Genomic DNA, 26524 nt, shown 5'->3' with positions numbered 1-26524 from the left:
GGCGGTCACCCTACGCGCGAGCGGATGCCGCGTCGAGGGCGGATGCCGCTCCCGCGCACCGGCGCGGCGACGCTTCGCGTCGGGCCTCCGTGTCGGCGGTGCGGGTTAGCGTGGAGGCACGCCGGAACCCGCCGGCACCCGCGAGAAGGAGCCGCATGTTCATCCTCGACGGCTCCGTCGTCACGAGCGCGAGCGACCTGAAGAAGGCGTCCGACTGCGAGTTCGCGTTCCTGCGCGAGCTCGACGTCAAGCTCGGCCGCGACACCCGATTCGAGCCGAACACCGACGCGATGCTCGAGCGTGCTGGCGCCCTCGGCACCGAGCACGAGCTGCGCGTGCTCGCCGACTACCGGGCCCGGTTCGGCGACGGCGTCGTCGAGATCGAGCAGCCGAACGTCCGCGACCGCGACGCGGTCGAGGCAGCCGTGGCGCAGACGATCGCGGCGCTGGAGGCGGGCGCGCCCGTCGTCTACCAGGCGACCTTCGTCGACGACGGGTTCATCGGGTTCGCGGACTTCATCGTGCGGCGCGCCGACGGCCGTTACCGCGTGCAGGACTCGAAGCTCGCGCGGCACGCGCGCGTCACGGCGCTGCTGCAGCTCGCGGCCTATGCCGCCCAGCTCGACCGCCTCGGCATCCCCTGCGACGACACGGTCGAACTCCTGCTCGGCGATGGCTCGTCCAGCGAGCACCGCCGCGACGACATCAGCCCCGTCTACGCGATGCGCGTCGCGCGGCTGCGGCGGCTCGTCGACGAGCGCCTCGCCGATTCCGAGCCCGTCGCGTGGGGCGACCCGCGCTACCTGCACGACGGGCGCTGCCCGACCTGCGAGCTCGAGGTGCAGGCGCACCGCGACGTGCTCATGGTCGGCGGCCTCCGGGTGACCCAGCGCGAGCACCTCGCCGCCGCGGGCATCACGACGATCGACGAGCTGGCCGCCTCGACCGGGCCCGTCCCGCACGTCATCGACTCCACGATCGACGCGCTGCGCGCGCAGGCCCGCCTGCAACTCGCGGCCGAGGCGCAGGCGCTCGAGGCCGAGGCAACCGGTTCGTGGACCCCCGGCGACCCGCCGCTGCCGCCGCCCGTCGAGGTGCGCGACGCGAGCGCGATCGCGGCCATCCCCCGGCCGTCGGCGGGCGATCTGTTCTTCGACTTCGAGGGCGACCCGCTGTACACCGAGGGCGACGCCACGAGCTGGAACCTCGACTACCTGTGGGGCATGGTCGACGACCGCGAGGTGTACACGGCGTTCTGGGCGCACTCCTTCGCGGAAGAGCGCGAGGCGCTGCTGCGCTTCCTCGAGCTCGTGAAGCTGCGGCGCCAGGTGCACCCCGACCTGCACATCTACCACTACGCCGCCTACGAGCGCACCCACCTCACGGCGATCGCGGCGCGGCACGGCGTCGGCGAGGCCGACGTCGACCAACTGCTCGCCGACGGCGTGCTCGTCGACCTCTACCCGATCGTGAAGCGCTCGGTGCGGGTCGGCAGCCGCTCGTACTCGATCAAGAAGCTCGAGCCGCTGTACATGGGCACCGAGCTGCGCGAGGCCGACGTGAAGTCGGGCGGCGATTCGATCACCGAGTACGTACGTGCCAGGGCCCTCGCCGACTCCCCCGACCCCGTCGAGCGGGCCGAGGGCCAGGCCGTGCTCGACGACCTCGCCGACTACAACCGGTACGACTGCGTGTCGACCAGGCGGCTTCGCGACTGGCTGATCGGCATCGCCCGGCGCGAGGGCGTCGTGCCCGTTCCGCCCGAAGAACTCGTCGAGCGGGCCTCCGCCGGCAAGCTCTACCAGGCCTCCCCGCTGGCGACGAGGCTCCGCGAACTCGCCGGGCCGGCGCTGCCCGGCGACGGGCGCGACCCCGACCACACGGCCCTCGCGCTCGCCTCGGCCGCGATCGACTACCACGAGCGCGAGGCGAAGAGCTTCTGGTGGGCGCACTTCCTGCGCGCCGACCAGCCCGTCGACTCGTGGGAGAACGACCGCGACGTGCTCGTCGTCGACCCGGCCGCCTCGGCCGTCGAATCGCCGTGGCACGAAGAGCCGCGGTGGCAGAAGGCTCGCCGTGAGCTGCGCCTGTCGGGGCGCATCGCGCCCGGCTCGAAGTTCTCGGTCGGCTCGGGGGTCTTCCTGTTCTACGACGCCGAGGCCGGCGTCGCGTCGTGGACCCGTCGCCCCGGCCAGCGGCGCACCATCGACGCGACGATCATCGCGGTCACCGACACCGGTGTCGTGGTCGAAGAGAGCGCGCCGCCCGACGCGGTCTGGCACGCGCTGCCCGTCGCGGTCGGGCCGGGCCGGCCGCCGTCGAACGACGCGCTGCGGCTGGCGATCGCCGAGTGGGCAGCTGAGGTGCCGGGCATCTGGCCCGCACTGCCGCTGAATCCCGCTATGGACGTCCTGCGCCGCCTTCCTCCGCGCGTGGCGGGCGGACTCGCGGCGCGCACCGACGAGCACGACTACGTCGACGCGGTCGTGAGCTCGGTGCGGCGGCTCGAGCACTCGTACCTCGCGGTGCAGGGGCCGCCCGGCACGGGAAAGACCTACGTCGCCTCGCACGTCATCGCGCGTCTGGTCGCCGACCACGGTTGGAAGGTGGGCGTCGTCGCCCAGTCGCACGCGGTCGTCGAGCACGTGCTCGAAGCGGTCGTCGGCGCCGGTCTCGACTCCCGACTGGTCGGCAAGGCCGCGAAAGACCAGGGCGAGGCGGGCATGCGCACCTTCACGGCGCTCGCGCGGAAAGACGACCTCGCCGCCTTCACGGCCGACCTGCCGGGCGGCTACGTCATCGGCGGCACCGCGTGGGACTTCTGCAACGTCAAGCGCGTGCCGCGCGGCTCGCTCGACCTGCTCGTCATCGACGAGGCGGGCCAGTTCTCGCTGGCCTCGACCATCGCGGTCTCGCTGGCCGCACGCAACCTGCTGCTGCTGGGCGACCCGCAGCAGCTGCCGCAGGTGAGCCAGGCGATCCATCCCGAGCCGGTCGACACGTCGGCGCTCGGGTGGGTCGCCGACGGCCACGAGGTGCTGCCCGAGGAGTTCGGCTACTTCCTCGAGGAGAGCCGCCGGATGCATCCGGCCGTGGCCGCGCCGGTCTCGCGCCTCGCGTACGAGGGCGAGCTCCGTTCGCACCCGCTGACCCTCACGCGGCACCTCGACGGCATCGAACCCGGGCTGCAGGCGATCTCGGTCCAACATCACGACAACACGACGTATTCGCCCGAAGAGGCCGAGGTCGTCGTGCAGCTCGTACGTTCGCTGATCGGGCGCGCCTGGCGCGAGGGCCACGACGGCGACCGAGCGGCGGAGGCCGGCGGCGCGCCGGGCGGCGGTGCACCGGTCGGCGGGCCGGATGCCGGCGGCGCTGCGCGTCCGTTGACGCAGGCCGACCTCATCGTCGTGACGCCGTACAACGCGCAGCTCACGACGGTGCGCGAGGCGCTCGATGCCGCAGGGTTCACGGCGGTGCCCGTCGGCACGGTCGACAAGTTCCAGGGCCAGGAGGCGGTGGTCGCGATCGTGTCGCTCGCGGCATCATCGGCCGGCTCGGCGCCGCGCGGCCTCGAGTTCCTGCTGCTGAAGAACCGACTGAACGTCGCGATCTCGCGCGCGCAGTGGGCGGCGTACCTGCTCTATTCACCCGGCCTGCTCGACGCACTGCCGTACCGCCCCGAGGGCGTCGCCCAGCTGAGCGCCTTCATCCGGCTCGTCGGCGCCGACCGCGCGGCGCCGGCCCACGGCGAGCTCCCGGCTGGGAATACCCCACAGGGTTCCTACGTAGGGTATTCACATGACTTCCCCCACCGATCTCAACCCTGTCCGGATCACGATGTACGGCGCCGCATGGTGCGGTGACTGCCGTCGCTCGAAGGCGCTGCTCGATCGTCGCGGCGTCGATTACGACTACGTCGACCTCGAGGTCGTCGTCGAGGGCGCCGAGCGCGCCAAGGCCATCTCCGGTCGCACGAACATCCCCGTGGTCGTCTTCCCCGACGGCACCCACTTCACCGAGCCGACCGACGCCGAGCTCGGCGCGAAGCTCGATGAGGTCGCGGCCGACGCCGCATAGGCGCACCGTCTCGGCCGAGCCGCTCAGCCGGCTCGGTCGACCGCCTCGGGCAGCTGGCCGCGGCTCGCGTCGCGCCAGCCCGCGCCCTCGGCGCCGATGCCCCGGCGCAGCACCGTCGTGAGGTCCTCGCCCGTGCGCAGGAGGTGCCGCTGCACCGTGCGGGCGAGGTCGGCATCGACCCACAATGCGACGCGACTGGCGGGCGCACGCCCCTCCTCGGGCACGACGGCCTCAGGCGCACCGATCCGGGGACCGCCGACGAGCCTCGGCCTGAGGCGCCGGACGACGTCCCAGTTGTCCGCGAGCGGGATCAGGTAGCGACCGGCCGAGAACTCCGCCTGCAGGCTGCCGCTCTGCACGAGCCCGCGGATCGAGTGCGTCGTCGTGCGCGTCAGCTCGGCGAGCTCCGCGACGCTCAGCATCGGCGGCAACTTCTGGAAGAACTCCTCGCGGATCGCCTCCTCCACCAGGTCCCGCGCGGCGAGCGCGAGCGATCGGCCCGCGCGCCCTTCTGCCGCAGCATCCTGCTGCGTCATCGCGCACCCACCCGAGCCGACGATTCGTTCCAATGCCGCCGCATGAGCACTCCCTCCTGCGTCGCCCGTTCGGGCGTTCGCTGAAGGGACGCCTCGGGCCCCGCCTCATGACGCCGGTCCCGCGATCGGGCGTTCTCGAGGCGCGCGAACCCCCGCCCGCAGGGCGGACGCGGGCCCGCTCAGGCGAGGGCCGGGATGACCTCGCGCTCGTAGAGCTCGATGCCCGACAGGTCGTACGCGGCCTCCGGGAAGTACGAGATCGCGTAGCCGAGCCCGCGCTCCTTCGCGTCGGCGAGCTTCGCCGTCACCTCGCCGACCGTGCCGACGAGCACCGCCGGCGAGTGGAGATCGGCCATGTAGCGCGCCGTCGCGTCGGGGCCGAGGTACGGGGCCAGGCGCGCCTCGATGGCGGCGAGACGCCGCTCGACGTCCGCGGCATCCGTGCCGATGACCGTGTTGAAGTTCGACGACCTCGTGATCGACGCGAAGTCGCGGTCGACGCGCTCGCAGTGCCCGCGCAGCACCTCGGACTTGTGGCTGAACTCGTCGAGGCTGCCGAAGAAGTTCGTGTACGACGCGTACTTCGCCGCGATCCGCAGCGTCACCTTCTCGCCGCCGCCGGCGACCCACATCGGGATGCCGCCCTCCTGGATCGGCAGCGGGCGGAAGATCGCACCGTCGACGTCGTAGTGCTCGCCGTGGAAGGTGGCCGTCCCGGTGGCCCACGCCTGGTGCAGGATCTCGACGCCCTCGCGGAGCATCCGCAGCCGCTCGGGGGCGTCGGGGAAGCCGTAGCCGAAGGCCCGCCACTCGTGCTCGTACCATCCGGCGCCGATGCCCATCTCGAGCCGCCCGCCCGACACGTGGTCGACCGTCGTCGCCGCCTTCGCGAGGTAGGCCGGGTTGCGGTAGGCCATGCACGTGCACATCTGGCCGAGGCGCACGCGCTCGGTCGACGCCGCGAACGCCGCCATGAGCGCCCACGCCTCGTGCGTCGACTCCGTGTCGGACGGCACCGGCACGGTGTGGAAGTGGTCGTAGACCCAGATCGACTCCCACGGCGAGTCGGCGCGATCGGCGCGCTGGGCGATCGACCGCATCACCGCCCACTCCTCACCCGGGTCGAAACCGACCAGGTCGTGCCGCCAGCCTTGAGGTACGAACATCCCGAAACGCATGCGCACCAGCCTAGGACGGGGCCGCCGATCTCAGCGTCAGCACTGATGCCGGTCGCACCGGCGACTCGTAGGTTCGCGGTCATGCCTGCTCAGACCACTGCCTCTGCCACGCCCGCGCTCCACTGCGACTTCGACGCCGCCGACTTCCGCGCGACGGCCTTCCGTTCCGGCGGGAGCCGGCTCATCCGCGTCTCGGGCGAGGGACTGTGCCCGAGCGCCGGATGGGAGCTCGAGTTCGCGATGGCGAACCCGGGCGTCGTGCCGCATCCTTCGAGCCTCTGGCTCCAGCTGCGCGAGCGCACGCCGCGCGATGCGACGGCGCGCGTGCGCACCGTCACGCTCGTCGAGGCGATCATCGAGGACACCGAGGCGACCGAGATCGTCATCAGGTTCGGATGGCGCAACCCGATCCGCCTCGACGTGATCGAGGCATCCCCCGCCGGGGCGGCGATGGATGCCACGGCTTCCGCCCGACGCGATCGCGTCGGAGCACGCTGACCGGCCCGCCCGCGCCGGTCGCGCCGGCACCCTCAGGCCAGCGCGAACCGCAGCTCGGCGATCGCCGGGCCCTGCCACACGCGCGCGTCGAGGTCTTCGCCGCGCACCGTGACGACCTTGCCGCCTTTCGCGAGCACCAGCAGCGCGAGCTGCGGCAGCAGGTCGCCGGCGTGGCTGCCGTCGGCGAGCGCGTCGCCCGACCCGTTGCCGCTCGCGAAGCTGATCGCACCGGACTCGCGGTCGAGCACGCCGTTCACCGAGGTCGTGAAGTCGAACCACAGGGTCTCGACCGCACCGTCGGCCGCCTGCCGCGCGATCGCCGAGAGGTCGTGCTCGACGCGGCCGGCACTGCCCTCGGCCAGCTCGTGCAGCCGCGTGGCGGCCTCGCGGATGTTCAGCGTCGCGAGCTGCTGGCGGAGCGCCTCGTCGATATCGGCCGCATTGAGGCGATCGGCGCCGCCTCCGCCGCCCGCGCCCCCGGCACCGGGCACGATGCGCCGCGAATTGCGCGCACGGTCGATGAAGAGGCTCAGCAGCGGCTCGGCGGCGAACACGAACAGCGGCACGCGCTCGTCGGGGTCGAGCTCGTGCAGCGCGTGCCGCACGACGTCGCCGACGCGCTTCGCGTAGAGGTCGAGCAGCTTCTTGTGGCCCTCGTCGCCCGTGAGGCGGCTGGCACCGCCGCCGGCGCCGACGCCGCTCGCCGCGCCGCGCGGGCGTTCCTCGCCCGGCTCGCGGTTGGTGGCCTGGTCGAGGTTCGCGACCCCGGCCGAGTCGACGTCGAGCTTCGCCGCGCGGTCGGTCGGCGTCGCGTGCCACAGCGTCCACTCGTGCTGCGACAGGGTGAGCGCGAAGGCCTCCTGGTCCTGGCTCGGGGCGCGCAGCAGCTGGCCGAGGGTGAAGTGCGAGCCGACGTGCACGGCGTCGTCGAGCCGGTTCGGGAGCACGAACACCTCCTCGAAGCCGGGCGCGACGAAGATCGCGATCGACCGCGCGAGGTTGCCCCACAGCTGCTGGTCGGCGAGGATCGCGTCGCGTCGACCGCGCAGGTCGTCGACCTCCGCAGCGGTCGCGCCGCCGGCGCGGACCTGCTCGATCGCCTCGTCGAACCCGCTCTTCACGGCGACCTCGGCGCGTTCGCGCTCGGCCACGACCGGCGAGGTCGACGCGTAGAGCGTGATCGCGGGGTGGTGCGGCCCCGCCAACGCGGTGAAGTCGGCCGTCGTGGGCAACGCGTAGTGAACGGTCATTCGTTCCTCCCCCGGGGATACTCGCGACCCGCGACAGCGGTGTCGCTCGCCCCCAGCCTATGAAGGCCGGAGCGCGAGCGACACCCCCCAATGACACCGGTCGTTCAGGTTCGCGTCGGGCGGAATCGTCCGAGCCGGATCAGCGCACCGGGTGGTTCGAGCGGATGACTCCCGTCGGGTCGACGGCCCGCTTGACCGCGCGGAGCCGGTCGAGGCGGTCGCCGAACAGGCGGGCCGGGTCGCGGCGGTGCTCGGCGAAGTTGAGGTACTCGACCTCGGCGCGCCAGGGCTCGATCACCGCGAAGAGGCGCCCGAGCGAGCTGGCGAGCGCGTCCCCGGTGCCCGGAATCGCCATGCCGCCTGCGAACACCAGGTACGCGGCGTCGAATCCGGCGGTCGCTCCGGGTTCGGGCAGGTCGAAGGATGCCGCGGCGTCGCGAGCCGCCTCGGGCCGCAAGCGGCCCCCGAGGTGGCGCAACTCGATCGTCATGAGCGCGGTTCCCGAGTCGGCGCCGACGGCTCCGACGAAGGCGCGCACGGCCTCGGGCGTCAGTTCGCGCAGGGTCATCCCGTCGCCGAAGGCGGGCGACGGCTCGGGCGGGTCCATGTGCAGCGCGAGCAGCTCGGCGGTCGGCTGGGGGTGCACGGTGTCGAGCTCTGCGCCCAGCGCGCGCAGCGGCGCGAGCAGTTCGTCGGCCCGCTCGGGCGCCTCCTGGATCACGGCCTCGACGACCACGACCGAGCGCCCCGAGAGGAAGGGCGGCAGGTCGGGCAGGGGCGGCAGGTGCAGCACCCTGCCCACGCTCATGACGGAGTCGGGCACGTCCTCGGTCCACGCGCGCCAGGCCTGCAGCACCTCTTCGGCGCGCTCGGCGGGGAACAGCAGCATGCCCGCGACGACGTCGGCGACGTCGTGCAGCCGGAACTCGAGCGCCGTCACCACCGCGAAGTCGCCACCCCCGCCGCGCAGCGCCCAGAACAGCTCGGGCTCGTGCTCGGCGTCGACGCGGCGCAGTGCGCCGTCGGCGGTCACGACCTCGATCGCGACGACGTGGTTCGCGGCGAGGCCGTGCGAGCGGGCCAGCCAGGAGACGCCGCCGCCGAGGGTGTACCCGACGACGCCGACGTCGTGCGACGACCCGGCGAGCGCGGTGAGACCGTACGGCGCGACCGCGGCGACCACGTCGCCCCACTGGGCGCCGGGTTCGACGCGCGCGATGCGCGCTTCTGCGTCGACCTCGACCTCGCGCAGTTCGTGCGTGCGCAGGAGGATCGCGTCGGCGAGCCCGTGGTCGGCCGCGAGCGGCGCCGCGTTGTGGCCGGTCGCCTGCGGGGCGACCGCGAGGCCGTAGTCGCGCGCGGTCTCGACCGTGCGCACGACGTCGGCGGTCGATCGGGCGATCACGACGGCGGCGGGATGCTGCTCGACGGCGAGGTTCCACGCCGCGCGGGACGCGTCGAAGTCGGGCTCGCCCGGGATCAGCAGCCGGCCGTCGAGCCGGAAGGCGAGCTGGGCGAGGGCTTCGCGCAGGCTGAGCGCCGCGACATCCGTTCGCTGCGCTCGGACGTCGGCGATGGCAATGGGCACAGGGGTGTTCACAGGGATTCCTTTCGGGGTCTCGTCGCGGGCCGGCGCACTCGGGCTGCTCGACGGCCGCGGGGATTCCCCGCGGCTCGCACGACGCAACCCCCATCCGAGCGGCCGCGCGCGGGCGCCGCGTCAGGGCGATCCCGCCGACCGGCTCAGGGTTCTCCCTCTTCGCCGGGCCGGGGCATCCGCGTCAGGCCTTGGCCGGCGACGCGTCGACGGGCGCGCCGTCGGCGTCGCGCTCCCACTCGCGCACGGCACGCGCGGCGATGAACGGCGCGCGCTGATCGGCCCACTCGTCGACGGCGGCCAGTTCGGCCGCCTCCTGGCGCGCCACGAACGCGTCGGCGACACGGCGGCCCGACTCGCGACGCAGCTCCGCCCGGTACCGTGCGACGTCGGCCGCCGGCGCCGATTCGTCGCGCAGGGCGCGAAGCCGTTCGGACGCGCGCTCGCGCTCGGCCGCGACGATGGTCTCATCGGTGATGCGCGTGACGTCGTCGTACGCGGTCGGCACCATGAGGTTCTGCAGGGTCTTCGTCAGCACCGGCATGAGCTCGATGCACACGAAGAGCAGGGCGATCATGATGTGCGCGAACCCGAGCAGCGCGTTGCGCTCGCCGATACGCCAGAGCGCCTCGAGCCTGGCGAGCATGCCGGTGGACTGGTCGGCGGCGGCCTCGAAGCGGGCGGTCTCCAGGTCGCGCGCCGCGACGAGCCGGTCGAGTCGCTCGGCGTCGGCGGCGAGCTGCGCCTCGGCCTGCGCGACCGACTCGGCGGCACCGGCCTCGATGCGCGCCTCGGCCTGCGCCTTCGCCTCGGCCTCTGCCGCCTTCGCGGCCTCGAGCGCGGCGAGCTTGCCGTCCCGGTCGAGCTTCTTCGACTGCGTGATCGGCCCGTCGCCCACGATGCCCGTGCCCGCGGTGCCGTCGAGTTCGGCGAGCCACACGCGGTTGGCCTCGTCGTAGGCGGCCTGGGCGGCCGCGGTCGCCTGCTGCGCGGCGGCGTAGTCGGGATCGGCGGCGAGCGCGTCGCGGCCGCCGTCGGCGATGAGCGCACGCTGGGCGGCGACGCTCGCGGTGAGCGCCTCGATGTCGTCGTACCGCGGGTCGGCGGCGAGCTCCTCCTCGAAGGCCTGCTTCGCCTCGAGCGCCATGACCTCGGTCTCCGCGGCGATCTCGCGCTCGAAGACCTGCAGGGTCAGCGGGGTCGCGACCACGATGCCGATCACGAGGGCGAGCGCGACGCGCGGCAGCGCGAACAGGAGGTTCGCCGAGGCCCGAGGCTGGCGCGGCATGCCCACCACGAGCATCCGGTCGATCGCGAGGATGACGAGGCCCCACATCACGCCGACGACGACGGCCACCCACACGGGCGCCGTGAGCGCCATCGCGAGGGCGAACGACGCCGCCGCGGCCGAGACCGCGGCGGTCGCGATGAGCACGAGGCCCATCGAGACGTATCGCTGCCGTTGCCCCGGTGCGAGTTCGAGCATCTCGCGACGTGCGCCGCCGAGTGTCGCCAGGTCGTCGCCGAGTCGGCTCATGATGGCCCCCCATCCGTTTTCCGGCTGGTCACGCTACTCCGCGCGACCGGCGGCGTCACTGGGGCGAACCCCCGATTCGCGTGCGGAATAGGCGGGGCGGGGCATCCGTTGGCCTTGACGATGACCGCCTCACCTCGCCTGTCCGTGCTCGACCTCGTCCCGGTGCGAACCGGCCAGACCTCGACCGACGCGGTCGCCGCCTCGGTGGCGCTCGCGCGTGCCGCAGACCGGCTCGGCTACGAGCGCTACTGGTTCGCCGAGCACCACAACATGCCCGCCGTCGCGTCCACGACGCCGCCCGTGCTCATCGCGGCGATCGCGGCGAAGACCGAGCGCATCCGCGTCGGCTCGGGCGGCGTGATGCTGCCCAACCACGCGCCGCTCGTCGTCGCCGAGCAGTTCGCCGCCCTCGAGGCGCTCGCGCCGGGCCGCATCGACCTCGGCATCGGACGGGCGCCCGGCAGCGACCCCGTCATCTCGCAACTGCTGCGCATCTCGGGGCCGACCGCCGACGTCGACCGGTTCCCCGACCACATCGCCGACATCCTCAGCCTGCTCTCGCCCGAGGGCGCGACGCTGCGCCTCACAAGCGGCCGCGAGTACCCCATCACCGCGACGCCCGCCGCGGCCGCGACGCCGACCGTGTGGCTGCTCGGCTCGAGCGACTACTCGGCGAAGCTGGCCGCGCAACTCGGCCTTCCCTACGTGTTCGCCTACCACTTCGCCGGCGACGGGCTCGAGCGAGCGCTCGAGCTGTACCGCACCGAGTACCAGCCGAGCGAGGCGCATCCGGCTCCGCGCACGCTCCTGCCCGTGAACGCGTCGGTCGCGCCGACCGCCGAGGAGGCGTCCGAGCGCGCCCTGCCGCAGCTGCGGTCGATGGCGCGGCTGCGCACCAACCGGCCCATGCGCGCCCTCGAGACGATCGAGGAATCGCTCGCGGCCCCGCACGACTCGACCGGCGAAGAGGTGATCGCCGGCATGCGGCGGCGCTGGATCATCGGCGACGCGCCGGGCGCGGCCGCCGAGATCCGGCGCCTCGCCGAGCGCGCCGGCGTCGACGAGATCATGGTGGTGCCGATCGGCGGCTCGTATGCGAGCGAACCGGCGGATGCCACGCCCGGGCGCGTGCAGACCCTCGAGCTGCTGGCCGCCGAGCTGGGCTGAGGCCCGGCGGCCGCCGGCTCAGGCCGCGAGGCCGAGCCGGCGCAGGTCGTCGCCGCTGGCGTGGTACTCCGCGCCGGCCTCTACGACCTGTTCGCGCGGCACGCGCGCGCCGTTCTGGATGCGTGCGTCCTCCCCGACCTCGACATACGGCCCGAGCACGGCGTTGCGGCCCACGACGGCGCGACGGCCGACGTGCGCGTTGACCCCGACCGAGGCCCGCTCGGCGACGATCGCGTCGCGATCGACCCAGCCGCCCGGGCCGATGCTGGCGTGCTGGTGCACCTCGGCGCCGGGGTCGACGTAGGCGGTCGGGTCGACGAACGCCGACGGGTCGACCTTGGCGGTCGTCGCGACCAGGCCGCGCCCGTTCGGGTGCTTGCGGTAGCGCCGCAGCACGCCCGCGTCGTCCTCGAACTCGACGTAGTGGATGCCCACGTGCTCCTCCCTTCGCGGGCGGGAGACGTTTCCGCCCGGACATCGATACAACATCCGAGCTGACCGGGACATTCCCGGGATCTCCGGGCTGGCACCGAGATCTGCGCGGGCTGGCCCTGAACGGGCCCCGAATCCCTTGTCGCACCCTCCGGGACGTGCCACCGTCGCTCGTCATGTCCACCTACCTGCTCTGCTCCAACCCGATCGAGGGCCACGTCGCCCCCGTCGTCGCGATCGCCCGGGACCTGGTCGCCCGCGGCCATGACGTCACCGTGCTCACCGGATCGCGCTTCCGCGCCAGGGTGGAGGCGGCCGGGGCATCCCACCGCCCGCTCGGCGGCATCGCCGACTACGACGACCGCGTCATGCAGGACCACCTGCCCGAACGCGACCGCCACCGCGGCATCGCCAAGCTCGAGTACGACATCCAGACGATCTTCGTCCGGCCGATCCCCGACCAGACGCGGGCCGTCGAGGAGGCCATCGCGCAGGTGCGACCCGACGCGATCCTCGTCGAGGCCGCCTTCGCGGGAGCCATCCCGCTGCTGCTCGACGACCCGGCCGGTCGCCCGCCGATCGTCGCAGTGGGCGTCGTTCCGCTGAGCCAGTCGAGCACGGATGTCGCGCCGTACGGCCTCGGGCTCGCGCCGAGCGCGACCCGGCTCGGGCGACTGCGCAACCGCGTGCTCAACGCCCTCGTGCAGCGCGTCCTCTTCCGTCGCACGCAGCGGTTGGCCGACGACGTGCTGCACTCGCTCGGCCGCCCGAGCCTCGACGCCTTCGTGCTCGACTTCTCGTCGCGGTTCGATCGGTTCCTCCAGCTCTCGCCCGCCGAATTCGAGTACCCGCGCCGCGACCTCTCGCGCAACGTCCGCTTCGCCGGCACCGTGCTGCCGCCCGCGCCGCTCGCCGCGCCGTTGCCCGACTGGTGGGACGAGCTCGACTCGGCCCGCCCGGTGGTGCACGTCACGCAGGGCACGATCGACAACAAGGACTTCGGCCGGCTCGTGCGACCCACGCTCGACGCGCTCGACGGACGCGACGTGCTGGTGATCGTCTCGACGGGCGGCCGCCCGGTCGCCGAGCTCGGCGAGCTGCCGCCCAACGCCAGGGCCGCGGAGTTCCTGCCGTACGACCTGCTGTTCCCGAAGACCGACGTGTTCGTCACGAATGCGGGCTTCGGCGGCGTGCAGTACGCGCTCAGCCACGGGGTTCCGCTCGTCACGGCCGGCGACACCGAGGACAAGCCCGAGGTCTCCGCCCGTGCCGAGTGGGCGGGAGTGGGCGTGAACCTGCGCACCGGCACGCCTTCGGCGCGCGAGGTGGGGAACGGGGTGGCGAGGGTCCTCGCCGATCGCGGCTACCGCGATCGCGCCGTCGCGCTGGCCCGCGCGATCGACGACTACGACGTGTACGACATCGTGGCCGAGGAGCTCGAGGCCCAGATCGCCGCGGCCGCGCTCCGCGCGGAGTCGCCGGTCGGGTGAGCGGGCGCTCGCGAGGGGTGTGAACCGCTCGCCGTGAACGCGGAAGGAAGGATGCGGCGGCCGCACGCGGGTGAGGTTAGGCTCTCCTATGTCGATCCGCCTCGATGATCGACCCGTCGATCCTGGACCGCCATGACCTCCGCATCCGCCGCAGCGCCCCTGCTCGCCCTCGACCGCGTGAGCATCCGGCACGACGGCGCGACCGCTCCCACCCCCGACGGCGTCACGCTCGACGTGCACGCCGGCGAGGTCGTGCTGGTGCTCGGACCATCGGGGTGCGGCAAGTCCACGCTGACGCTCGCGCTCGACGGCCTGATCCCCCATGCGGTCCCCGCCGACCTCACGGGCAGCATCCGCGTCGCGGGACTCGACAGCGCGGAGCATCCGGTCGGCGTGCTCAGCGCCCACGTGGCGATGGTCTTCCAGGACCCCGACGCCCAGGTCGTCACCGGCACGTTGCTCGACGAGGTCGCGTTCGGACCCGAGAACCAGTTGGTGCCGGCGGCCGAGGTGCTCGAGCGCGCCGAACGCGCGCTGAAGCTCGTCGGGCTGTGGGAACGCCGTCGCGAGAACCCCGACCGGCTCTCGGGCGGCGGGCGCCAACGGCTCGCGATCGCCTGCGCGCTGGCGATGGCCTCGCCCGTGCTCGTGCTCGACGAGCCGACGGCGAACCTCGATCCGGCCGGCATCGACGAGGTGTACGCGGTGCTGCGCGAGCTCGCGAGCGAGCGCGACCACGCCATCGTGCTCGTCGAGCACAACCTCGACGCTGCCGTCGACGTGGTCGATCGGGTCGTGGTGCTCGACCGCGCGGGCCGCCTCGTGATGGACGGCCCGGTGCGCGAGATCCTGCGCGAGCGCGCCGACGAGCTGCTCGAACTGGGCGTCTGGCTGCCCGTGTCGTCACTCGCCGCCATGCGGCTGGCCGACGCGGGCGTCGTGCTCGACCCGTTGCCGTTGACGCCGGCCGAGCTCGGCGCGGCGCTCGACGCGAGGCCCGAGCTGCCGGCGCCGCGCGAGGCCGGCGCAGGGAGGCCCCCGAGTCCGCCGCACGGCGCGAGCGCGGGTCCCGCCATCCGCGTCACCGACCTGTCGGTCCGGCGCGGCGGAAAGCGCGGCCCGGTCGTCGTGCACGACGTCGACCTCGAGGTCGCCGCGGGCGACTTCCTCGCGATCGTCGGCACGAACGGCGCCGGCAAGACGAGCCTGCTGCAGGCCATCGCGGGCGTCATCCCGGCGACGGCCGGCGCGATCGACGTGCTCGGGCTCGACCCGACCCGCGCCGACGCCCGCGAGCGCAGCCGGCGCATCGGCTTCGTCTTCCAGAACCCCGAGCACCAGTTCATCGCGTCGACCGTCGCGGAAGAGCTCGAGGTCGGCCTGCGCGTGCAGGGCGTGCCCGAGGAGGACCGCGCGCCGATCGTCGAACGCGTGCTCGCGCGGTTCGGGCTCGAGCACCTGCGCGACCAGCACCCGTTCCTGCTCTCGGGCGGGCAGAAGCGCCGGCTCTCGGTCGGCACCGCGCTCGTCGCCGGTGCCCCGGTGCTCGCGCTCGACGAGCCCACCTTCGGCCAGGACCGCGAACGCGCCGCCGAACTGCTCGGCATGCTGCGCGACCTGAACGACGAGGGCACCACCGTGCTCGTCGTGACCCACGACCTGCAGCTCGTCGCCGACTCCGCGACGCGCACCGCCGTGATGGCCGACGGACGACTGCTCGGCGTCGGCCCGACCGCCGAGGTGCTCGCGGGCCCGCTCATCGAGCAGGCGGGGCTGCGGCATCCCCCGCTCGCTCGCGCGACCCGCGGTCTCGCGAACCATCCCGGCTGGCACGGCGTGACCCGCATGGCCCAGCTTCCCGTCGCCGCCGGGGTCGGCGCATGACCGCCGAGGCGGGCGCGGTGACCGTGCGCGACGCATCGACGGATGCCCCGGCCGCGGCATCCCCCGTCGTCGACCCGTACGCGGAGCGCGCGGCGCCGCGAGGGCGGTTCCTGTACGCGCTCAACCCGCTCGCGAAGCTGGCCGCGCCGATGCCGGTCATGTTCGCGCTGATCTTCACGCGAGGCGTCGTCATCCCGACCGTGCTCATCGTCGCGACGATGCTGCTGCTGTTCGTCGGCGCGAAGCTGGGCGCTCGCACGATGGTCGGACTCCTCGTCGGCACGCCGCTGGCGGTCGCGGTACTCGGCCTCAGCTTCGGCATCTGGGTCGACCCGGCGCGCGTCGACGGCTCGAGCGCGGCGGCATCCGTGGTGCTGCTCGAGATCGGCGACTGGCGCTTCACGCTCGCGGCGTACCTCGTCGGCCTCGCGACCGCGCTGCGGATCGCGGCGCTCGTGCTGCTGTCGCTGCTCGCCGGGCTCACGACCGGCGGCCCCGAGCTGGTGCGAGCCATGGTGCAGAACCTGCGGGTGCCGTACCGAATCGGCTACACGGCGCTCGCGGCGCTGCGCTTCGTGCCGCGGTTCGGGCACGAGCTCGAGGTGATCCGCGCGGCGCACCGCGTGCGCGGCACCGACCACGGCCGCGGCCCGATCGCATGGCTGCGCCGCACCGTGGGGCTCGCGATCCCGCTGCTGGCGAGCGCGATCCGCCACGCCGAGCGCGTCGCCCTCGCGATGGATGCCCGCGCCTTCGGCGCCCATCGCACCCGCACCGAACGCACGGTCAGCCGCTGGCGCGCGCGCGACACCGTCTTCGTGGTGGCGTTCTGGATCGCCGCCGGCGCGCTGTACTGGTGGGTGCTGTCGGCCGGTGTCGACGGCGGATTCGCGGTCTGACGACGAAGGGGACCGGGGCACGTGCCCCGATCCCCTTCGTGAACCCTTTGCGGCTGGCGGCGTTACTGCGCCGGCGTCGTGCCCTCGATCTCGACCACGAAGACGAGCGTCTGGCCGCCGAGGCCATTCTCGCTCTCCTCGACGCCGTAGCCGTACTCCGGCGGGATCGTCACGATGAGCTTGGTGCCGACCTTCTGGCCGACGAGCGCCGCGCCGAAGCCCTGGATCACGCCCGTGGTGGGGAATTCGGCGGGCTCGCCGGGGTAGGACTGGTCGAAGATCTCCTTCGTCGCCCAGTTCAGGCCCTGGTACTTCACCGAGACCGTGTCGCCCTCGCCGACGGTGTCGCCGTCGCCCTCTTCGAGGATCTTCAGCTCGAGCTCGGTCGAGGCGGGCGCATCGGGGATCACGACGGTCGGCGGCTCGTCGCCGTTGAAGGTCACCTCGGGCACGTTCTCGGTCCACTCGACCGGGGTCAGGGGCTCGACCTCGCCGATGACGTCGGCGACGATGACGACGGCCTCGCCGGGCGCGACGCCGATGGTCTCGTTGCCCTGCTCGCCGTACACGTCGGCGGCGGGCGCGACGGTGACGGTGCGCGAGCCGATGGGCACGCAGTCGATCGCCGCGGTGAACCCGACGAGGAGGGTCTCGTCGCCGACGCCGAGCTGCGCGGGCTGCGACACCAGCTGCTCGCCGCTCGAGCTCGAGTACATGCTGATCACGACGTCCACCACGTCGCCGGAGGCCGTGGTCTCACCGTCGCCCTCGATGAGCAGCGTGCGCTGCAGCTCGTCGGTCTCGATCGGCGTGGTGAAGGTCGCGGTGGGGGCGGCCTCACCGAACTCGCCCTCGACCTCGACGCCGTCGGAGAGGTCGCCCGACGAGATCTCCTGGCACGCGTCGGCGGCCGGCGACGCCGACGGGTCGTCGGTCGGCGACGGATCGCCGCCCGCGCAGCCGGCCAGCAGCAGGGCGGAGGTGACGGCGAGCGCGACGGGCACGGCGCGGCGCATGGCGCGATTCATGGGGGATCTCACTTCGATCGGAGGTCAGGACCCGACCAGTCTGCCCGGTCCGCATCACGATTGCCTGAGTAGGGGTCGGCGGCGATTCCGTCAAGCCGTCGCCTCCGGCGCCTGCGGCACGGCATGATATGCCCATGGGGGAACCAACAGGCGTCGATGACGCCATCAGGCATTTCATCGAGGATGCCTCGGATTTCGCGGCACTCGACGCCGAGGTGTGGGAGCCGATCTCGCTGGCGACCGTGTTGCGGTCGTCGCCGCAGTTCGGCGAGCTCGTGCTCGACGCGTGCTGCGGAACCGGGGCGTCGGCCGTGCCGGCCGCCGAGCTCGTCGGGCCGGGGGGCCTCGTCGACGCCGTGGACCTCGCGGAGCCCATGCTCGATCTGGCGAGGGCGCGCGCCGCCTCGCTCGAGTCGGCCCGCGCGGCCGCGCTCGAAGCCGAGCGGGCCGCGGCCCGCGAGGCGGCGGGCGAGGGCGACGCCGACGCCGAGGTCGACGACGAACCGCCCTCGGATTCCGACGCGTCGGGCGGCCTCGTGCCGCAACTCGTGTTCCACACCGGCGACGCGGCGACGTGGGAGAAGGTCGGCTACGACGTCGTGCAGTGCGTGCTCGGCGTGTTCTTCTTCGACGACGTCGATGCGGGCGTGCGCCACCTCGCATCCCGCGCCCGGCCCGGGGGCCGGGTCGTGATCACCGTCTGGGCGCCGAGCGCGTTCGAGGATCTCACGGACGCGCTGCTCGAGGCGGTCGTCGCCGAGGGCGGGGAGGCCGGAGCCGCCGCGGTCGACCGGTTCCGCGCCAGGATGTCGGCGCGGCGGGTGCCCGACTCGGCCGGCGCGCTCGCGCACTGGCTGCACACCCTGGGTCTCGTCGACACCCGGGGCGAGGAGGTGCCGCGCCACGTCGACCTCGACGACGACCTCGCGTGGCGGGTCGTGCTGGGCACCAGCCGCAACAACCTCGTGGCCGGTCTCGACGACGAGGCCCGGGAGCGCGTCCGCGCGCGGCTGCTGGCCTCGCTGCGCGAACGCGGCATCGCGCGGGTCGACCTGACCACGCTCATCGGCGTGGGCCACCGACCGGCGGACGCCGACGACGGCTGGAACTCGGCGATCGGAGCGGCCGAACCGGCCGTCGCGGATGCCGACGGCGAGAGCGAGGGCGATGCCGATGCCGATGCCGATGCCGATGCATCCATCGAACCCGACAGCGACGCCCGAGCCGAGGCGGATGGAGAATCCGAGGCCGAGCCGGCAGCCGACTCGACCCTGACCGACGCCGCGCCGGAGGAAGAGGGCGACACCGACACCGACACCGACACCGATGCCGACCCCTCCGATCGCGCGAAGGGGAGGAAGGGTCGCAACCCGCGGTGACGGCACGCCCGCGACATCGACGTTCGCGGTTCAGGAATTCCTCGCTGATCGGCGGCGTGTCACGCCCCGCCGCGCCGAGCCGTGCAGCGGAATTCCTGCACCGTGAGCGAGGCGTTCGGGACGAAGACGAGATGACGTGCAGCGGATGCACGCCGGTGCCCGCGCGGGCGCGCTCGGCGCATCAGCTCCCGGCCGGGGCATCCCCCGTCGCGACCGGGCGCCCCTCGCCCGACCACTGGCTCCACGATCCGGGGAACAGCGCCGCGTCGACGCCGGCGATCGCGAGCGCGGCGACGGCGTGCGCCGCGGTCACGCCCGAGCCGCAGTACGCGGCGACCGGGGCGCCGGGCGTCGCGCCGAGGGCGGCGAACCGCTCGGCGAGCGCTTCGACCGGCAGGAATCGCCCGTCGGCGTCGAGGTTGCCTGCGGAGGGAGCCGAGCGGGCGCCGGGGATGTGGCCGGCGACCGGGTCGACCGGCTCGACCTCGCCGCGGTAACGCTCGGCTGCCCGCGCGTCGAGCAGCACGCCGCCCGCCGCGAGTGCGGCCGCGTCGTCGATGTCGAGCACGGGCATGCCGCCGAAACGGGCGGTCGCTTCGCCGGGCTCGGGCACGACGTCGCCGCGCTCGAGCGGATGCCCCGCGGCGACCCACCCCGAGAGGCCCCCGTCGAGGAGCCGCACGTCGAAGCGGGCGTGCCGCAGCAACCACCAGGCCCGGGCGGCGGACTGGCCGCCGAGGTCGTCCATGACCACGGCGAGGTCGCCGTCGCGCAGGCCCCAGCGCCGCATCGCCGCGGTGAACCGCTCCTCCGTCGGCAGCGGGTGGCGCCCCTCGCCCTCGCGATCGTGGTCGGAGAGCTCGGACTCGAGGTCGACGTAGACCGCCCCCGGCACGTGCCCCGATCGGTACGCGGGCCGGCCGTCGGGCTGCTGGAGGCTCCAGCGGACGTCGAGCACGACCGTCCGGCCGCCCGGCTCCGAGTCGGCGTCGACCGCGTTCCCGGCGAGGGTGTCGGCCAGGCGCGCGGCGAGCTCGTCGGGCTGGATGAGGATCTGCATGCTCCCATCGTCGCCGTTCGCGGGCGAGGATTCACGCCTCGTCGTCGCGGCGGCGGCGCTTCTGGATCTCGGGCACGTGCAGCTCGGGCACCGCTCGCAGGATGAACCGGTCGAAGTCGGGCACCGTGAACGCGGCGTAGCCGTGCTCGGGCGTATAGAGCAGACCCATGTCGACGAGCTCAGCACGGGTCGGACCGACCTGCGTCGACTCGCGCCCCATCACCCGCGCGACGTCGGCGGCCTTCTGCGGGGCGGGACCGAGCTCGGCCATGGCCCGCAGGTACGCGGTCTGCAGCGGTGTCGCCCGGTCGAGCCGCACACGGAAGAATGCGCTGTCGAGCTTGGCGTCGTACGCCTCGCGGGCGATCTCGACATCGTCGCGGTGAACGACGCCGTCCTGCGCGATCGACCACACCTGATACCCGAGCTCCTGGATGAAATACGGGTAACCCTGCGTGATCTCCATGGCGAGGTCGATGGCATCGTCGTCGAACACGACGCCCTCGACGGCCGCGGGCGCGGACAGCGCGCGGCGCGCGGCTTCGCCCTCGAGCGACCCGATGCGCGGAAAGGTGAAGAGGCGCTCGGCATAGGACTTCGCGTCGCCTGCGAGTTCGGCGATCTGCGGAAGACCTGCGCCGACGAAGGTGATCGGGAGCTTTCGCTGCACGGTCTTGTGCACCGCCTGGATGAGCGCTTCGAGCTGGCTTCGGCCGAGGAATTGCACCTCGTCGATGAGGAGCGCGACGCCTCTTCCCTGCTCCTGTGCCGCTTCGCCGAGCGCGACGAACACGTCGGTGAGGTCCATCGCGAGGTCGCCGTGGTCACCCGCACCCTCGGCGGGCGGCACGTCCCATGAGACGCTGAAGGTGCCGTCGAGGTCGACCGAGACGGCGAACGCGCTCAGCACCTCGGCGGCCCGCCGGCCCCGTTCGGTCCAGCGAGCACGCGGCGAGAGCCGCAGCAGTGCGGCCTTGAGCTGCGAGAACATGGCCTGCCGGAATCGCCGGTCGTCGTGCTTGACCGCCTCGATCTCGACCACCTCCCAGCCGGCGGTGCGTGCGAGGTCGCCGAACCGGCCGAGCAGCACCGTCTTGCCGACGCCGCGGAGGCCGGTGAGGATCATCGACTGCTCGGTGCGCCCCCGCTCCAGCCGGCGCAGCAGCACGTCGAACGCCTCGAGCTGGTCGTCGCGCCCGACGACGACCTCGGGCGTCGCGCCCGCATTCGGCGTGTAGGGATTGCTGATGCTGTCCACGTGTCGGAGTTTACGACGTTTAGGCAACTTTATGAAGATTGAATAAATCGAACTAAAGCCCCGAAATCTTCGATAGACTGGCGATTCGATTCGGGTGCGGCGTGGAGGAGGATGGATGATCTTCAGCCTCGCCGCCTTCGGTGCCCTCGCCCTGCTGACGCCCCTCCTGACGAGGTTCATGGGCCGGCGCGTCTTCCTCGTCCTGGCCCTGCTGCCCGCCGCCGTCTTCGTGGTGCTGCTGACCTGGCTGCCCGGCGTGCTGGCCGGCACGCCCGTGACCGAGACCGTCGAGTGGATCCCCGCCCTCGACATCGCGCTGAGCTTCCGCCTCGACGCGCTCGCGATGCTGCTCGCGCTCATCGTGACGGGCATCGGCGCCCTCGTGCTCGCCTACTGCACGTGGTACTTCGACGACGACGAGCCCGCGCTCGGCCGCTTCGCCGCGCTGCTCCTCGCGTTCGCCGGGGTGATGCTCGGCCTCGTGACCGCCGACGACGTCTTCGTGCTGTTCACGTTCTGGGAGGCGACGAGCGTGCTCTCGTACCTCCTGATCGGCCACTACACCGGCCGCAAGGAGAGCCGCGGAGCCGCCCTCCAGGCGCTCACCGTGACCACGTTCGGCGGCCTCGCCATGCTCGTCGGCCTGGTGCTGCTCTCCGTCGAGGGCGGCACGACGTCGCTGTCGGCCCTGATCGCCGAGCCGGTGACCGGGGTCGCCGGCGAGTGGGGCATCGCCCTCGTGCTCGTCGGCGCGATCTCGAAGAGCGCGCTCGTGCCGTTCCACTTCTGGCTGCCGGCGGCCATGGCCGCGCCGACGCCCGTCAGCGCCTACCTGCACGCCGCGGCCATGGTGAAGGCCGGCGTCTACCTCGTCGCCCGGCTCGCGCCCGGGTACGCCGACCTCGCGGTGTGGCATCCGATCATCGTGCTGCTCGGCGGACTCACCATGCTCGTCGGCGGCTGGCGGGCGCTGCGCCAGTACGACCTGAAGCTCATGCTCGCGTACGGCACGGTCAGCCAGCTCGGCTTCCTCGTGCTCGTCACCGGCTTCGGCACGCGCGACGCCGCGCTCGCGGGCGTCGCGCTGCTGCTCGCGCACGCGCTGTTCAAGGCCGCGCTGTTCCTCGTGGTCGGCATCGTCGACCACACCGCCGGCACGCGCGACTGGCGCAAGCTCTCGGGACTCGGCCGCCGCATGCCCGTGGTCGCCACGATCGCGTTCCTCGCGGCCGCGTCGATGGCGGGCGTCCCGCCGCTGCTCGGCTTCGTCGCCAAGGAGGGCGTGTTCACCGCGTTCCTCGAGGAGGCGGCGCACGGGGCATCCGGCTTCGCGGCGTGGGGCTGGCTCGCGCTGGCGGCGGCGTTCCTCGGATCCGTGCTCACCGTCGCGTACAGCGTGCGGTTCGTCTGGGGTGCATTCTTCACGCGAGCGGATGCCGCGCCGGCGACGCTGCACCGGATGAGCCCGTGGAGCGGGCTCGCACCCGGACTGCTGGCCGTCGCGGGCCTCGTGGGCGCGTTCGCGATCGCCGGCATCGAGCCGCTGCTGGCCGCCTACGCCGACGAGTTCCCCGGCTCGCATGACTACCACCTCGCGCTCTGGCACGGGTTCGAACCGGCGCTCTGGCTCTCGCTCGCGGTGTTCGCCCTCGGCGCGCTGCTCGTGTGGGGCCGCGCGCGCGTCGCGCGCATGCAGGCCTCGCTGCCGCCCCTCGTCGACTCCAGCCGCGGCTACCTCGGCATCGTGTCGGTCGTCGACCGGTTCGCCGCCGCGGTGACCACCGCCATCCAGCAGCGCGGCCTGCCCGGCTATGTCGCGCTCATCGTGCTGGTGTTCATCGGCGGACTCGGCATCGCGGGCGTCGCGAACACGGCCTGGCCCGGCACCGTGCGACTGTGGGACTACCCGTCGCAGCCGTTCCTCGCGTTCGTCATGGCCGTCGCGGCGATCGCCGCGGCCGTCGTGCGCCAGCGCATGACCGCCGTGCTGCTCGTGAGCGTCACGGGCTACGGGCTCGTGCTGCTGTTCGGCATGTCGGGCGCACCCGACCTCGCGCTCACGCAGGCGCTCGTCGAGACCATCGTGATCGTCGTGTTCGTGCTCGTGCTGCGGCGCCTGCCCAAGCAGATCGCGCAGCGGCATCCACCCGTGCACAAGCTCGCGCGCGGCATCATCGGCGGCGTCGCGGGCGCGGTCATGGGCCTCGTCGGATTCATCGCGCTCGGCGCGCGGATCGAGCCGACCATCGCCGAGGGGCTGCCGGCGCTGGCGATCGAAGCGCACGGCAAGAACATCGTGAACGTCATGCTGGTCGACCTGCGCGCCTGGGACACGCTCGGGGAGATCTCGGTGCTCGTCGCGGTCGCCACGGGCGTCGCGAGCCTGATCTTCGTGTCGGGCCGCACGGGCGGGGCACCGCGACTCGACGTGCAGCCGAACCGCCGAGACCGGCTCCGGCCGGTGCCCGAGAAGGCGTCGAGCATCCGCGCGGCGCGGCCGAGCCTCGCCGAGGTCGACGGCGAGACGGATGCCGCGGCCGAGGCCGCCGAGACGCGTCAGACCTGGCTGCTCGCGGGGCGCACGCTCTCGCCACGGCGCCGTTCGATCCTCATCGAGGTGCTCGTGCGGTTGCTGTTCCACCCGGCGATCGTCGTGTCGGTGTACCTGCTGTTCGTCGGCCACAACGCACCGGGCGGCGGCTTCGCGGGCGGCCTGCTCGCAGGCCTCGCGCTCGTCGCGCGCTACCTCGCGGGCGGTCGCTACGAACTCGGCGAGGCCGCACCGGTCGACGCCGGGCACCTCCTCGGCGCCGGGCTGCTGCTCGCGGCCGGCACCGCGGCCTCGTCGCTCTTCCTCGGCCTCACGGTGTTCGAGTCGAGCTGGTTCGAGCTCGACGTGCCCGTGCTCGGCACGCTCTCGATCGGCACCTCGACCCTCTTCGACATCGGCGTCTACATGGTGGTGATCGGGCTCGTGCTCGACATCCTGCGCGCGCTCGGCGCCGAGATCGACCGGCAAGAGGAGGAGGCCGAGGACGAGCATCCTGGATTCGGCGGGGTCGAGCACGGCGAGGGCCAGGCCGAGGGCGCCGCGACCGGGGAGGTCGCCGCCGCGACCCAGGGCGGGGGGTCTGGCGCATGACCGCATCGCTCACGCTCATCGTGCTCATGGCCGTGCTGTTCGGCGCGGGCATCGCGATCATGCTCGAGCGCAGCCTCACCCGCGTGCTCATCGGGTTCCTCCTCGTCGGCAACGCGGTGAACATCCTGATCTACCTGATGAGCGGGTCGCCCGGGCTCGCGCCGATCCTCGGCGAGGGCGTCGACGAATCGGAGATCTCCGACCCGCTGCCGCAGGCGTTCGTGCTCACCGCGATCGTGATCAACCTCGGCATCACGGCGTTCATGCTCGCCCTGATCTACCGCTCGTGGTGGCTCGCGCAGCTGGGCGAGAAGGGCGACCTCGTCGACGACGAGGCCGAGCTCGCCGAAGACGCCGAGGAGGCGGCAGACCTCCTCCGCTCGTCGGCGGCCGACGACCTCGCCATCCAGCAGATGATCGACGCGAGCGACGAGGAGCCGTCGTCCCGCGTCCGATGGTCGACCAGTGGCGAAGGCGCGTATCGAGACCGGAGCCGCGACCGAGGGGATGGCGACCGATGACCGGCATCCTGGTTCCCCTCGTGGTGCTGCTGCCGCTGATCGGCGCCGCGCTCGCCCTGATCCTCGGCCGGCACCGGCGCGCGCAGATGGCCGTGTCGACGACCGTGCTCATCGCGGTCGCGGCGATCGCGGCGGTGCTGCTCGCGATCATCGACTCGACCGGCGAGGGCGTGGTGGTCGCGGTCGGCGGCTGGGCTCCCCCGCACGGCATCGTGCTCGTGGTCGACCGCCTCTCGGCGATCATGCTGCTGATCTCGGCGCTCGTGCTGCTCGGCGTCCTCGTCTACGCGGTCGGCCAGGGCATCGCCGACCAGCACCGTGAGACGCCCGTGTCGATCTTCCACCCGTCGTACCTGATCCTGTCGGCGGGGGTGTTCAACGCCTTCATCGCGGGTGACCTGTTCAACCTCTACGTCGGCTTCGAGATCCTGCTGTCGGCGAGCTACGTGCTGCTGACCCTCGGCGGCACGGGCGAGCGCATCCGCGCGGGCGTCACGTACATCATCGTGAGCCTCGTCTCGTCGCTGTTCTTCCTGTCGGCGATCGCGCTCATCTACGGCGCGACCGGCACGGCGAACATCGCCCAGCTCTCGGTGCGCCTCGCCGAGCTGCCCGAGGGCGTGCAGCTGATCCTGCACCTGCTGCTGCTGCTCGCGTTCGGCATCAAGGCCGCGGTGTTCCCGCTCTCGTTCTGGCTGCCCGACTCGTACCCGACGGCGCCCGCGCCGGTCACCGCCGTGTTCGCAGGCCTGCTCACCAAGGTCGGCGTGTACGCCATCATCCGCACCGAGACGGTCATCTTCAGCGAGCACGACCTGTCGACGCTGCTGCTCGTGGTCGGCGGGCTCACCATGGTCGTCGGCATCCTCGGCGCGCTCACCCAGGCCGACATCAAGCGACTGCTGTCGTTCACGCTGGTCAGCCACATCGGCTACATGATCTTCGGCATCGGACTGGCGACGGAACTCGGCCTCGCAGCGACGATCTACTACGTCGTGCACCACATCACGGTGCAGACGGCGCTGTTCCTCACGACGGGGCTCATCGAGCGCTTCGGCGGGGCGACGTCGATCAACGGGCTCGCGGGCCTGCTCAAGGCGTCGCCGCTGCTGGCCATCCTGTTCTTCATCCCGGCGCTGAACCTCGGCGGCATCCCGCCGTTCTCGGGATTCATCGGCAAGGTCGGCCTGTTCGTCGCCGGAGCCGAGGGCGCACCCGAGGCCGTCGGCGGACCGGCCTGGCTCACCTGGGCCGTCATCGCCGCGGGCGCCGCGACGTCGCTCATCACCCTGTACGCACTGACCCGGTTCTGGAACATGGCGTTCTGGCGAGGCCGCGACGAGCTCGAGGGGTACGAGTCGGTGCTGCTGAACTCGGTGCAGGAGTGGGAGGGCGCCGCGCCCACCACCACGGCCACGCGCACGACGCCGTGGCTCATGGTCACCGCGACGACCGCCCTCGTCGCCGTCACCCTGCTGCTGACCGTGTTCGCCGGACCGCTCTTCGACCTCGCGGGCCGCGCCTCGGCGAACCTCACCGATCCCGAGACGTACATCTCGCTCGTCTTCCCCGGGGGCATCCGATGAGC

20 protein-coding genes are annotated in these 26524 nt (G+C 72.8%); 11 read left to right on the top strand and 9 right to left on the bottom strand.

Annotated elements, in window-relative coordinates; translation table 11 throughout:
- The first annotated feature begins 155 nt into the window (after positions 1-155).
- Positions 156-3866, top strand: a complete 3711-nt coding sequence (locus GE115_RS05970; protein WP_153683826.1) for a TM0106 family RecB-like putative nuclease — start codon at positions 156-158, stop codon at positions 3864-3866.
- The gene (locus GE115_RS05965) at positions 3841-4080 is read left to right on the top strand and encodes a glutaredoxin family protein (protein WP_312854938.1); all 240 of its coding nucleotides are present in this window, start codon (positions 3841-3843) and stop codon (positions 4078-4080) included. The genes GE115_RS05970 and GE115_RS05965 overlap by 26 nt, the downstream gene beginning before the upstream one ends.
- A 23-nt stretch (positions 4081-4103) precedes the next feature.
- Here the strand turns inward: GE115_RS05965 and GE115_RS05960 are convergent, their stop codons facing one another.
- The gene (locus GE115_RS05960) at positions 4104-4616 is read right to left on the bottom strand and encodes a hypothetical protein (RefSeq protein WP_153683824.1); all 513 of its coding nucleotides are present in this window, start codon (positions 4614-4616) and stop codon (positions 4104-4106) included.
- 179 nt (positions 4617-4795) lie between these two features.
- Positions 4796-5794 (bottom strand): TIGR03560 family F420-dependent LLM class oxidoreductase, encoded by a 999-nt coding sequence (locus tag GE115_RS05955; RefSeq protein WP_153683823.1) that lies wholly within the window; start codon positions 5792-5794, stop codon positions 4796-4798.
- A gap of 81 nt (positions 5795-5875) precedes the next feature.
- Between GE115_RS05955 and GE115_RS05950 the strand changes: the two genes are divergently transcribed.
- Entirely contained in the window at positions 5876-6292 is a 417-nt protein-coding gene (locus GE115_RS05950) for a hypothetical protein (RefSeq protein WP_153683822.1), read from the top strand.
- 32 nt (positions 6293-6324) lie between these two features.
- On the opposite strand, the gene GE115_RS05945 is transcribed toward GE115_RS05950, so the two are convergent.
- From GE115_RS05945 to GE115_RS05935, 3 genes are all read right to left on the bottom strand, one after another.
- Positions 6325-7542 carry a baeRF3 domain-containing protein gene (locus GE115_RS05945; RefSeq protein ID WP_153683821.1) on the bottom strand — a complete coding sequence of 406 codons (1218 nt, stop codon included), beginning with the start codon at positions 7540-7542 and terminating at the stop codon, positions 6325-6327.
- Positions 7543-7681: 139 nt separating this feature from the next.
- Positions 7682-9142 (bottom strand): FAD-binding oxidoreductase, encoded by a 1461-nt coding sequence (locus tag GE115_RS05940; RefSeq protein ID WP_312854937.1) that lies wholly within the window; start codon positions 9140-9142, stop codon positions 7682-7684.
- A 181-nt stretch (positions 9143-9323) separates the two neighbouring features.
- Positions 9324-10676, bottom strand: a complete 1353-nt coding sequence (locus GE115_RS05935; RefSeq protein ID WP_153683820.1) for a DUF4407 domain-containing protein — start codon at positions 10674-10676, stop codon at positions 9324-9326.
- A 120-nt stretch (positions 10677-10796) separates the two neighbouring features.
- Between GE115_RS05935 and GE115_RS05930 the strand changes: the two genes are divergently transcribed.
- Positions 10797-11843, top strand: coding sequence for an LLM class flavin-dependent oxidoreductase (locus tag GE115_RS05930; RefSeq protein WP_153683819.1), 1047 nt, complete (start codon positions 10797-10799; stop codon positions 11841-11843).
- Between the two features lie 18 nt (positions 11844-11861).
- On the opposite strand, the gene GE115_RS05925 is transcribed toward GE115_RS05930, so the two are convergent.
- Positions 11862-12278 carry a transferase gene (locus GE115_RS05925; protein ID WP_172979725.1) on the bottom strand — a complete coding sequence of 139 codons (417 nt, stop codon included), beginning with the start codon at positions 12276-12278 and terminating at the stop codon, positions 11862-11864.
- Between the two features lie 155 nt (positions 12279-12433).
- On the opposite strand from GE115_RS05925, the gene GE115_RS05920 reads away from it, so the two are divergent.
- The 3 genes from GE115_RS05920 (at position 12434) to GE115_RS05910 (ending at position 16548) form a co-directional block, all read left to right on the top strand.
- Positions 12434-13765 carry a glycosyltransferase gene (locus tag GE115_RS05920; RefSeq protein WP_153683817.1) on the top strand — a complete coding sequence of 444 codons (1332 nt, stop codon included), beginning with the start codon at positions 12434-12436 and terminating at the stop codon, positions 13763-13765.
- A gap of 132 nt (positions 13766-13897) precedes the next feature.
- Complete coding sequence (locus tag GE115_RS05915; RefSeq protein ID WP_153683816.1) at positions 13898-15649, top strand: ABC transporter ATP-binding protein; 1752 nt, start codon at positions 13898-13900, stop codon at positions 15647-15649.
- Positions 15646-16548, top strand: coding sequence for an energy-coupling factor transporter transmembrane component T family protein (locus GE115_RS05910; protein ID WP_153683815.1), 903 nt, complete (start codon positions 15646-15648; stop codon positions 16546-16548). Before GE115_RS05915 ends, GE115_RS05910 begins: the two co-directional genes overlap by 4 nt.
- Before the next feature lie 62 nt (positions 16549-16610).
- On the opposite strand, the gene GE115_RS05905 is transcribed toward GE115_RS05910, so the two are convergent.
- On the bottom strand, positions 16611-17576 hold the full coding sequence (locus tag GE115_RS05905) for an FKBP-type peptidyl-prolyl cis-trans isomerase (RefSeq protein ID WP_153683814.1): 966 nt from the start codon (positions 17574-17576) through the stop codon (positions 16611-16613).
- A 134-nt stretch (positions 17577-17710) separates the two neighbouring features.
- Between GE115_RS05905 and GE115_RS05900 the strand changes: the two genes are divergently transcribed.
- The gene (locus GE115_RS05900; RefSeq protein ID WP_153683813.1) at positions 17711-18955 is read left to right on the top strand and encodes a class I SAM-dependent methyltransferase; all 1245 of its coding nucleotides are present in this window, start codon (positions 17711-17713) and stop codon (positions 18953-18955) included.
- A gap of 181 nt (positions 18956-19136) precedes the next feature.
- Here the strand turns inward: GE115_RS05900 and GE115_RS05895 are convergent, their stop codons facing one another.
- Together GE115_RS05895 and GE115_RS05890 are read right to left on the bottom strand one after the other, a co-directional pair.
- Positions 19137-20015 (bottom strand): sulfurtransferase, encoded by an 879-nt coding sequence (locus tag GE115_RS05895; RefSeq protein WP_153683812.1) that lies wholly within the window; start codon positions 20013-20015, stop codon positions 19137-19139.
- A gap of 31 nt (positions 20016-20046) precedes the next feature.
- Positions 20047-21273, bottom strand: a complete 1227-nt coding sequence (locus GE115_RS05890; RefSeq protein ID WP_312854936.1) for a DUF8462 domain-containing protein — start codon at positions 21271-21273, stop codon at positions 20047-20049.
- 115 nt (positions 21274-21388) lie between these two features.
- Between GE115_RS05890 and GE115_RS05885 the strand changes: the two genes are divergently transcribed.
- From GE115_RS05885 to GE115_RS05875, 3 genes are read left to right on the top strand one after another with little or no spacing between them, the layout of a single operon-like run.
- On the top strand, positions 21389-24415 hold the full coding sequence (locus GE115_RS05885) for a Na+/H+ antiporter subunit A (RefSeq protein WP_153683810.1): 3027 nt from the start codon (positions 21389-21391) through the stop codon (positions 24413-24415).
- Positions 24412-24936 (top strand): NADH-quinone oxidoreductase subunit K, encoded by a 525-nt coding sequence (locus GE115_RS05880; RefSeq protein ID WP_153683809.1) that lies wholly within the window; start codon positions 24412-24414, stop codon positions 24934-24936. The genes GE115_RS05885 and GE115_RS05880 overlap by 4 nt, the downstream gene beginning before the upstream one ends.
- Entirely contained in the window at positions 24933-26522 is a 1590-nt protein-coding gene (locus tag GE115_RS05875; RefSeq protein WP_153683808.1) for a Na+/H+ antiporter subunit D, read from the top strand. Before GE115_RS05880 ends, GE115_RS05875 begins: the two co-directional genes overlap by 4 nt.
- The last annotated feature ends 2 nt before the right edge of the window (positions 26523-26524 follow it).

The sequence above is a fragment of the Agromyces agglutinans genome (assembly GCF_009647605.1).
Classification (GTDB): domain Bacteria; phylum Actinomycetota; class Actinomycetes; order Actinomycetales; family Microbacteriaceae; genus Agromyces; species Agromyces agglutinans.
This window is presented reverse-complemented; position numbering and strand designations above follow the sequence as displayed.

Bases quoted from the DNA above. Each gene is read 5' to 3' on its own strand.
- GE115_RS05970 (WP_153683826.1), top strand. From the start codon at position 156: ATGTTCATCCTCGACGGCTCCGTCGTCACGAGCGCGAGCGACCTGAAG.
- GE115_RS05965 (WP_312854938.1), top strand. From the start codon at position 3,841: ATGTACGGCGCCGCATGGTGCGGTGACTGCCGTCGCTCGAAGGCGCTG.
- GE115_RS05960 (WP_153683824.1), bottom strand. From the start codon at position 4,616: ATGACGCAGCAGGATGCTGCGGCAGAAGGGCGCGCGGGCCGATCGCTC.
- GE115_RS05955 (WP_153683823.1), bottom strand. From the start codon at position 5,794: ATGCGTTTCGGGATGTTCGTACCTCAAGGCTGGCGGCACGACCTGGTC.
- GE115_RS05950 (WP_153683822.1), top strand. From the start codon at position 5,876: ATGCCTGCTCAGACCACTGCCTCTGCCACGCCCGCGCTCCACTGCGAC.
- GE115_RS05945 (WP_153683821.1), bottom strand. From the start codon at position 7,542: ATGACCGTTCACTACGCGTTGCCCACGACGGCCGACTTCACCGCGTTG.
- GE115_RS05935 (WP_153683820.1), bottom strand. From the start codon at position 10,676: ATGAGCCGACTCGGCGACGACCTGGCGACACTCGGCGGCGCACGTCGC.
- GE115_RS05930 (WP_153683819.1), top strand. From the start codon at position 10,797: ATGACCGCCTCACCTCGCCTGTCCGTGCTCGACCTCGTCCCGGTGCGA.
- GE115_RS05915 (WP_153683816.1), top strand. From the start codon at position 13,898: ATGACCTCCGCATCCGCCGCAGCGCCCCTGCTCGCCCTCGACCGCGTG.
- GE115_RS05910 (WP_153683815.1), top strand. From the start codon at position 15,646: ATGACCGCCGAGGCGGGCGCGGTGACCGTGCGCGACGCATCGACGGAT.
- GE115_RS05905 (WP_153683814.1), bottom strand. From the start codon at position 17,576: ATGAATCGCGCCATGCGCCGCGCCGTGCCCGTCGCGCTCGCCGTCACC.
- GE115_RS05900 (WP_153683813.1), top strand. From the start codon at position 17,711: ATGGGGGAACCAACAGGCGTCGATGACGCCATCAGGCATTTCATCGAG.
- GE115_RS05895 (WP_153683812.1), bottom strand. From the start codon at position 20,015: ATGCAGATCCTCATCCAGCCCGACGAGCTCGCCGCGCGCCTGGCCGAC.
- GE115_RS05885 (WP_153683810.1), top strand. From the start codon at position 21,389: ATGATCTTCAGCCTCGCCGCCTTCGGTGCCCTCGCCCTGCTGACGCCC.
- GE115_RS05880 (WP_153683809.1), top strand. From the start codon at position 24,412: ATGACCGCATCGCTCACGCTCATCGTGCTCATGGCCGTGCTGTTCGGC.
- GE115_RS05875 (WP_153683808.1), top strand. From the start codon at position 24,933: ATGACCGGCATCCTGGTTCCCCTCGTGGTGCTGCTGCCGCTGATCGGC.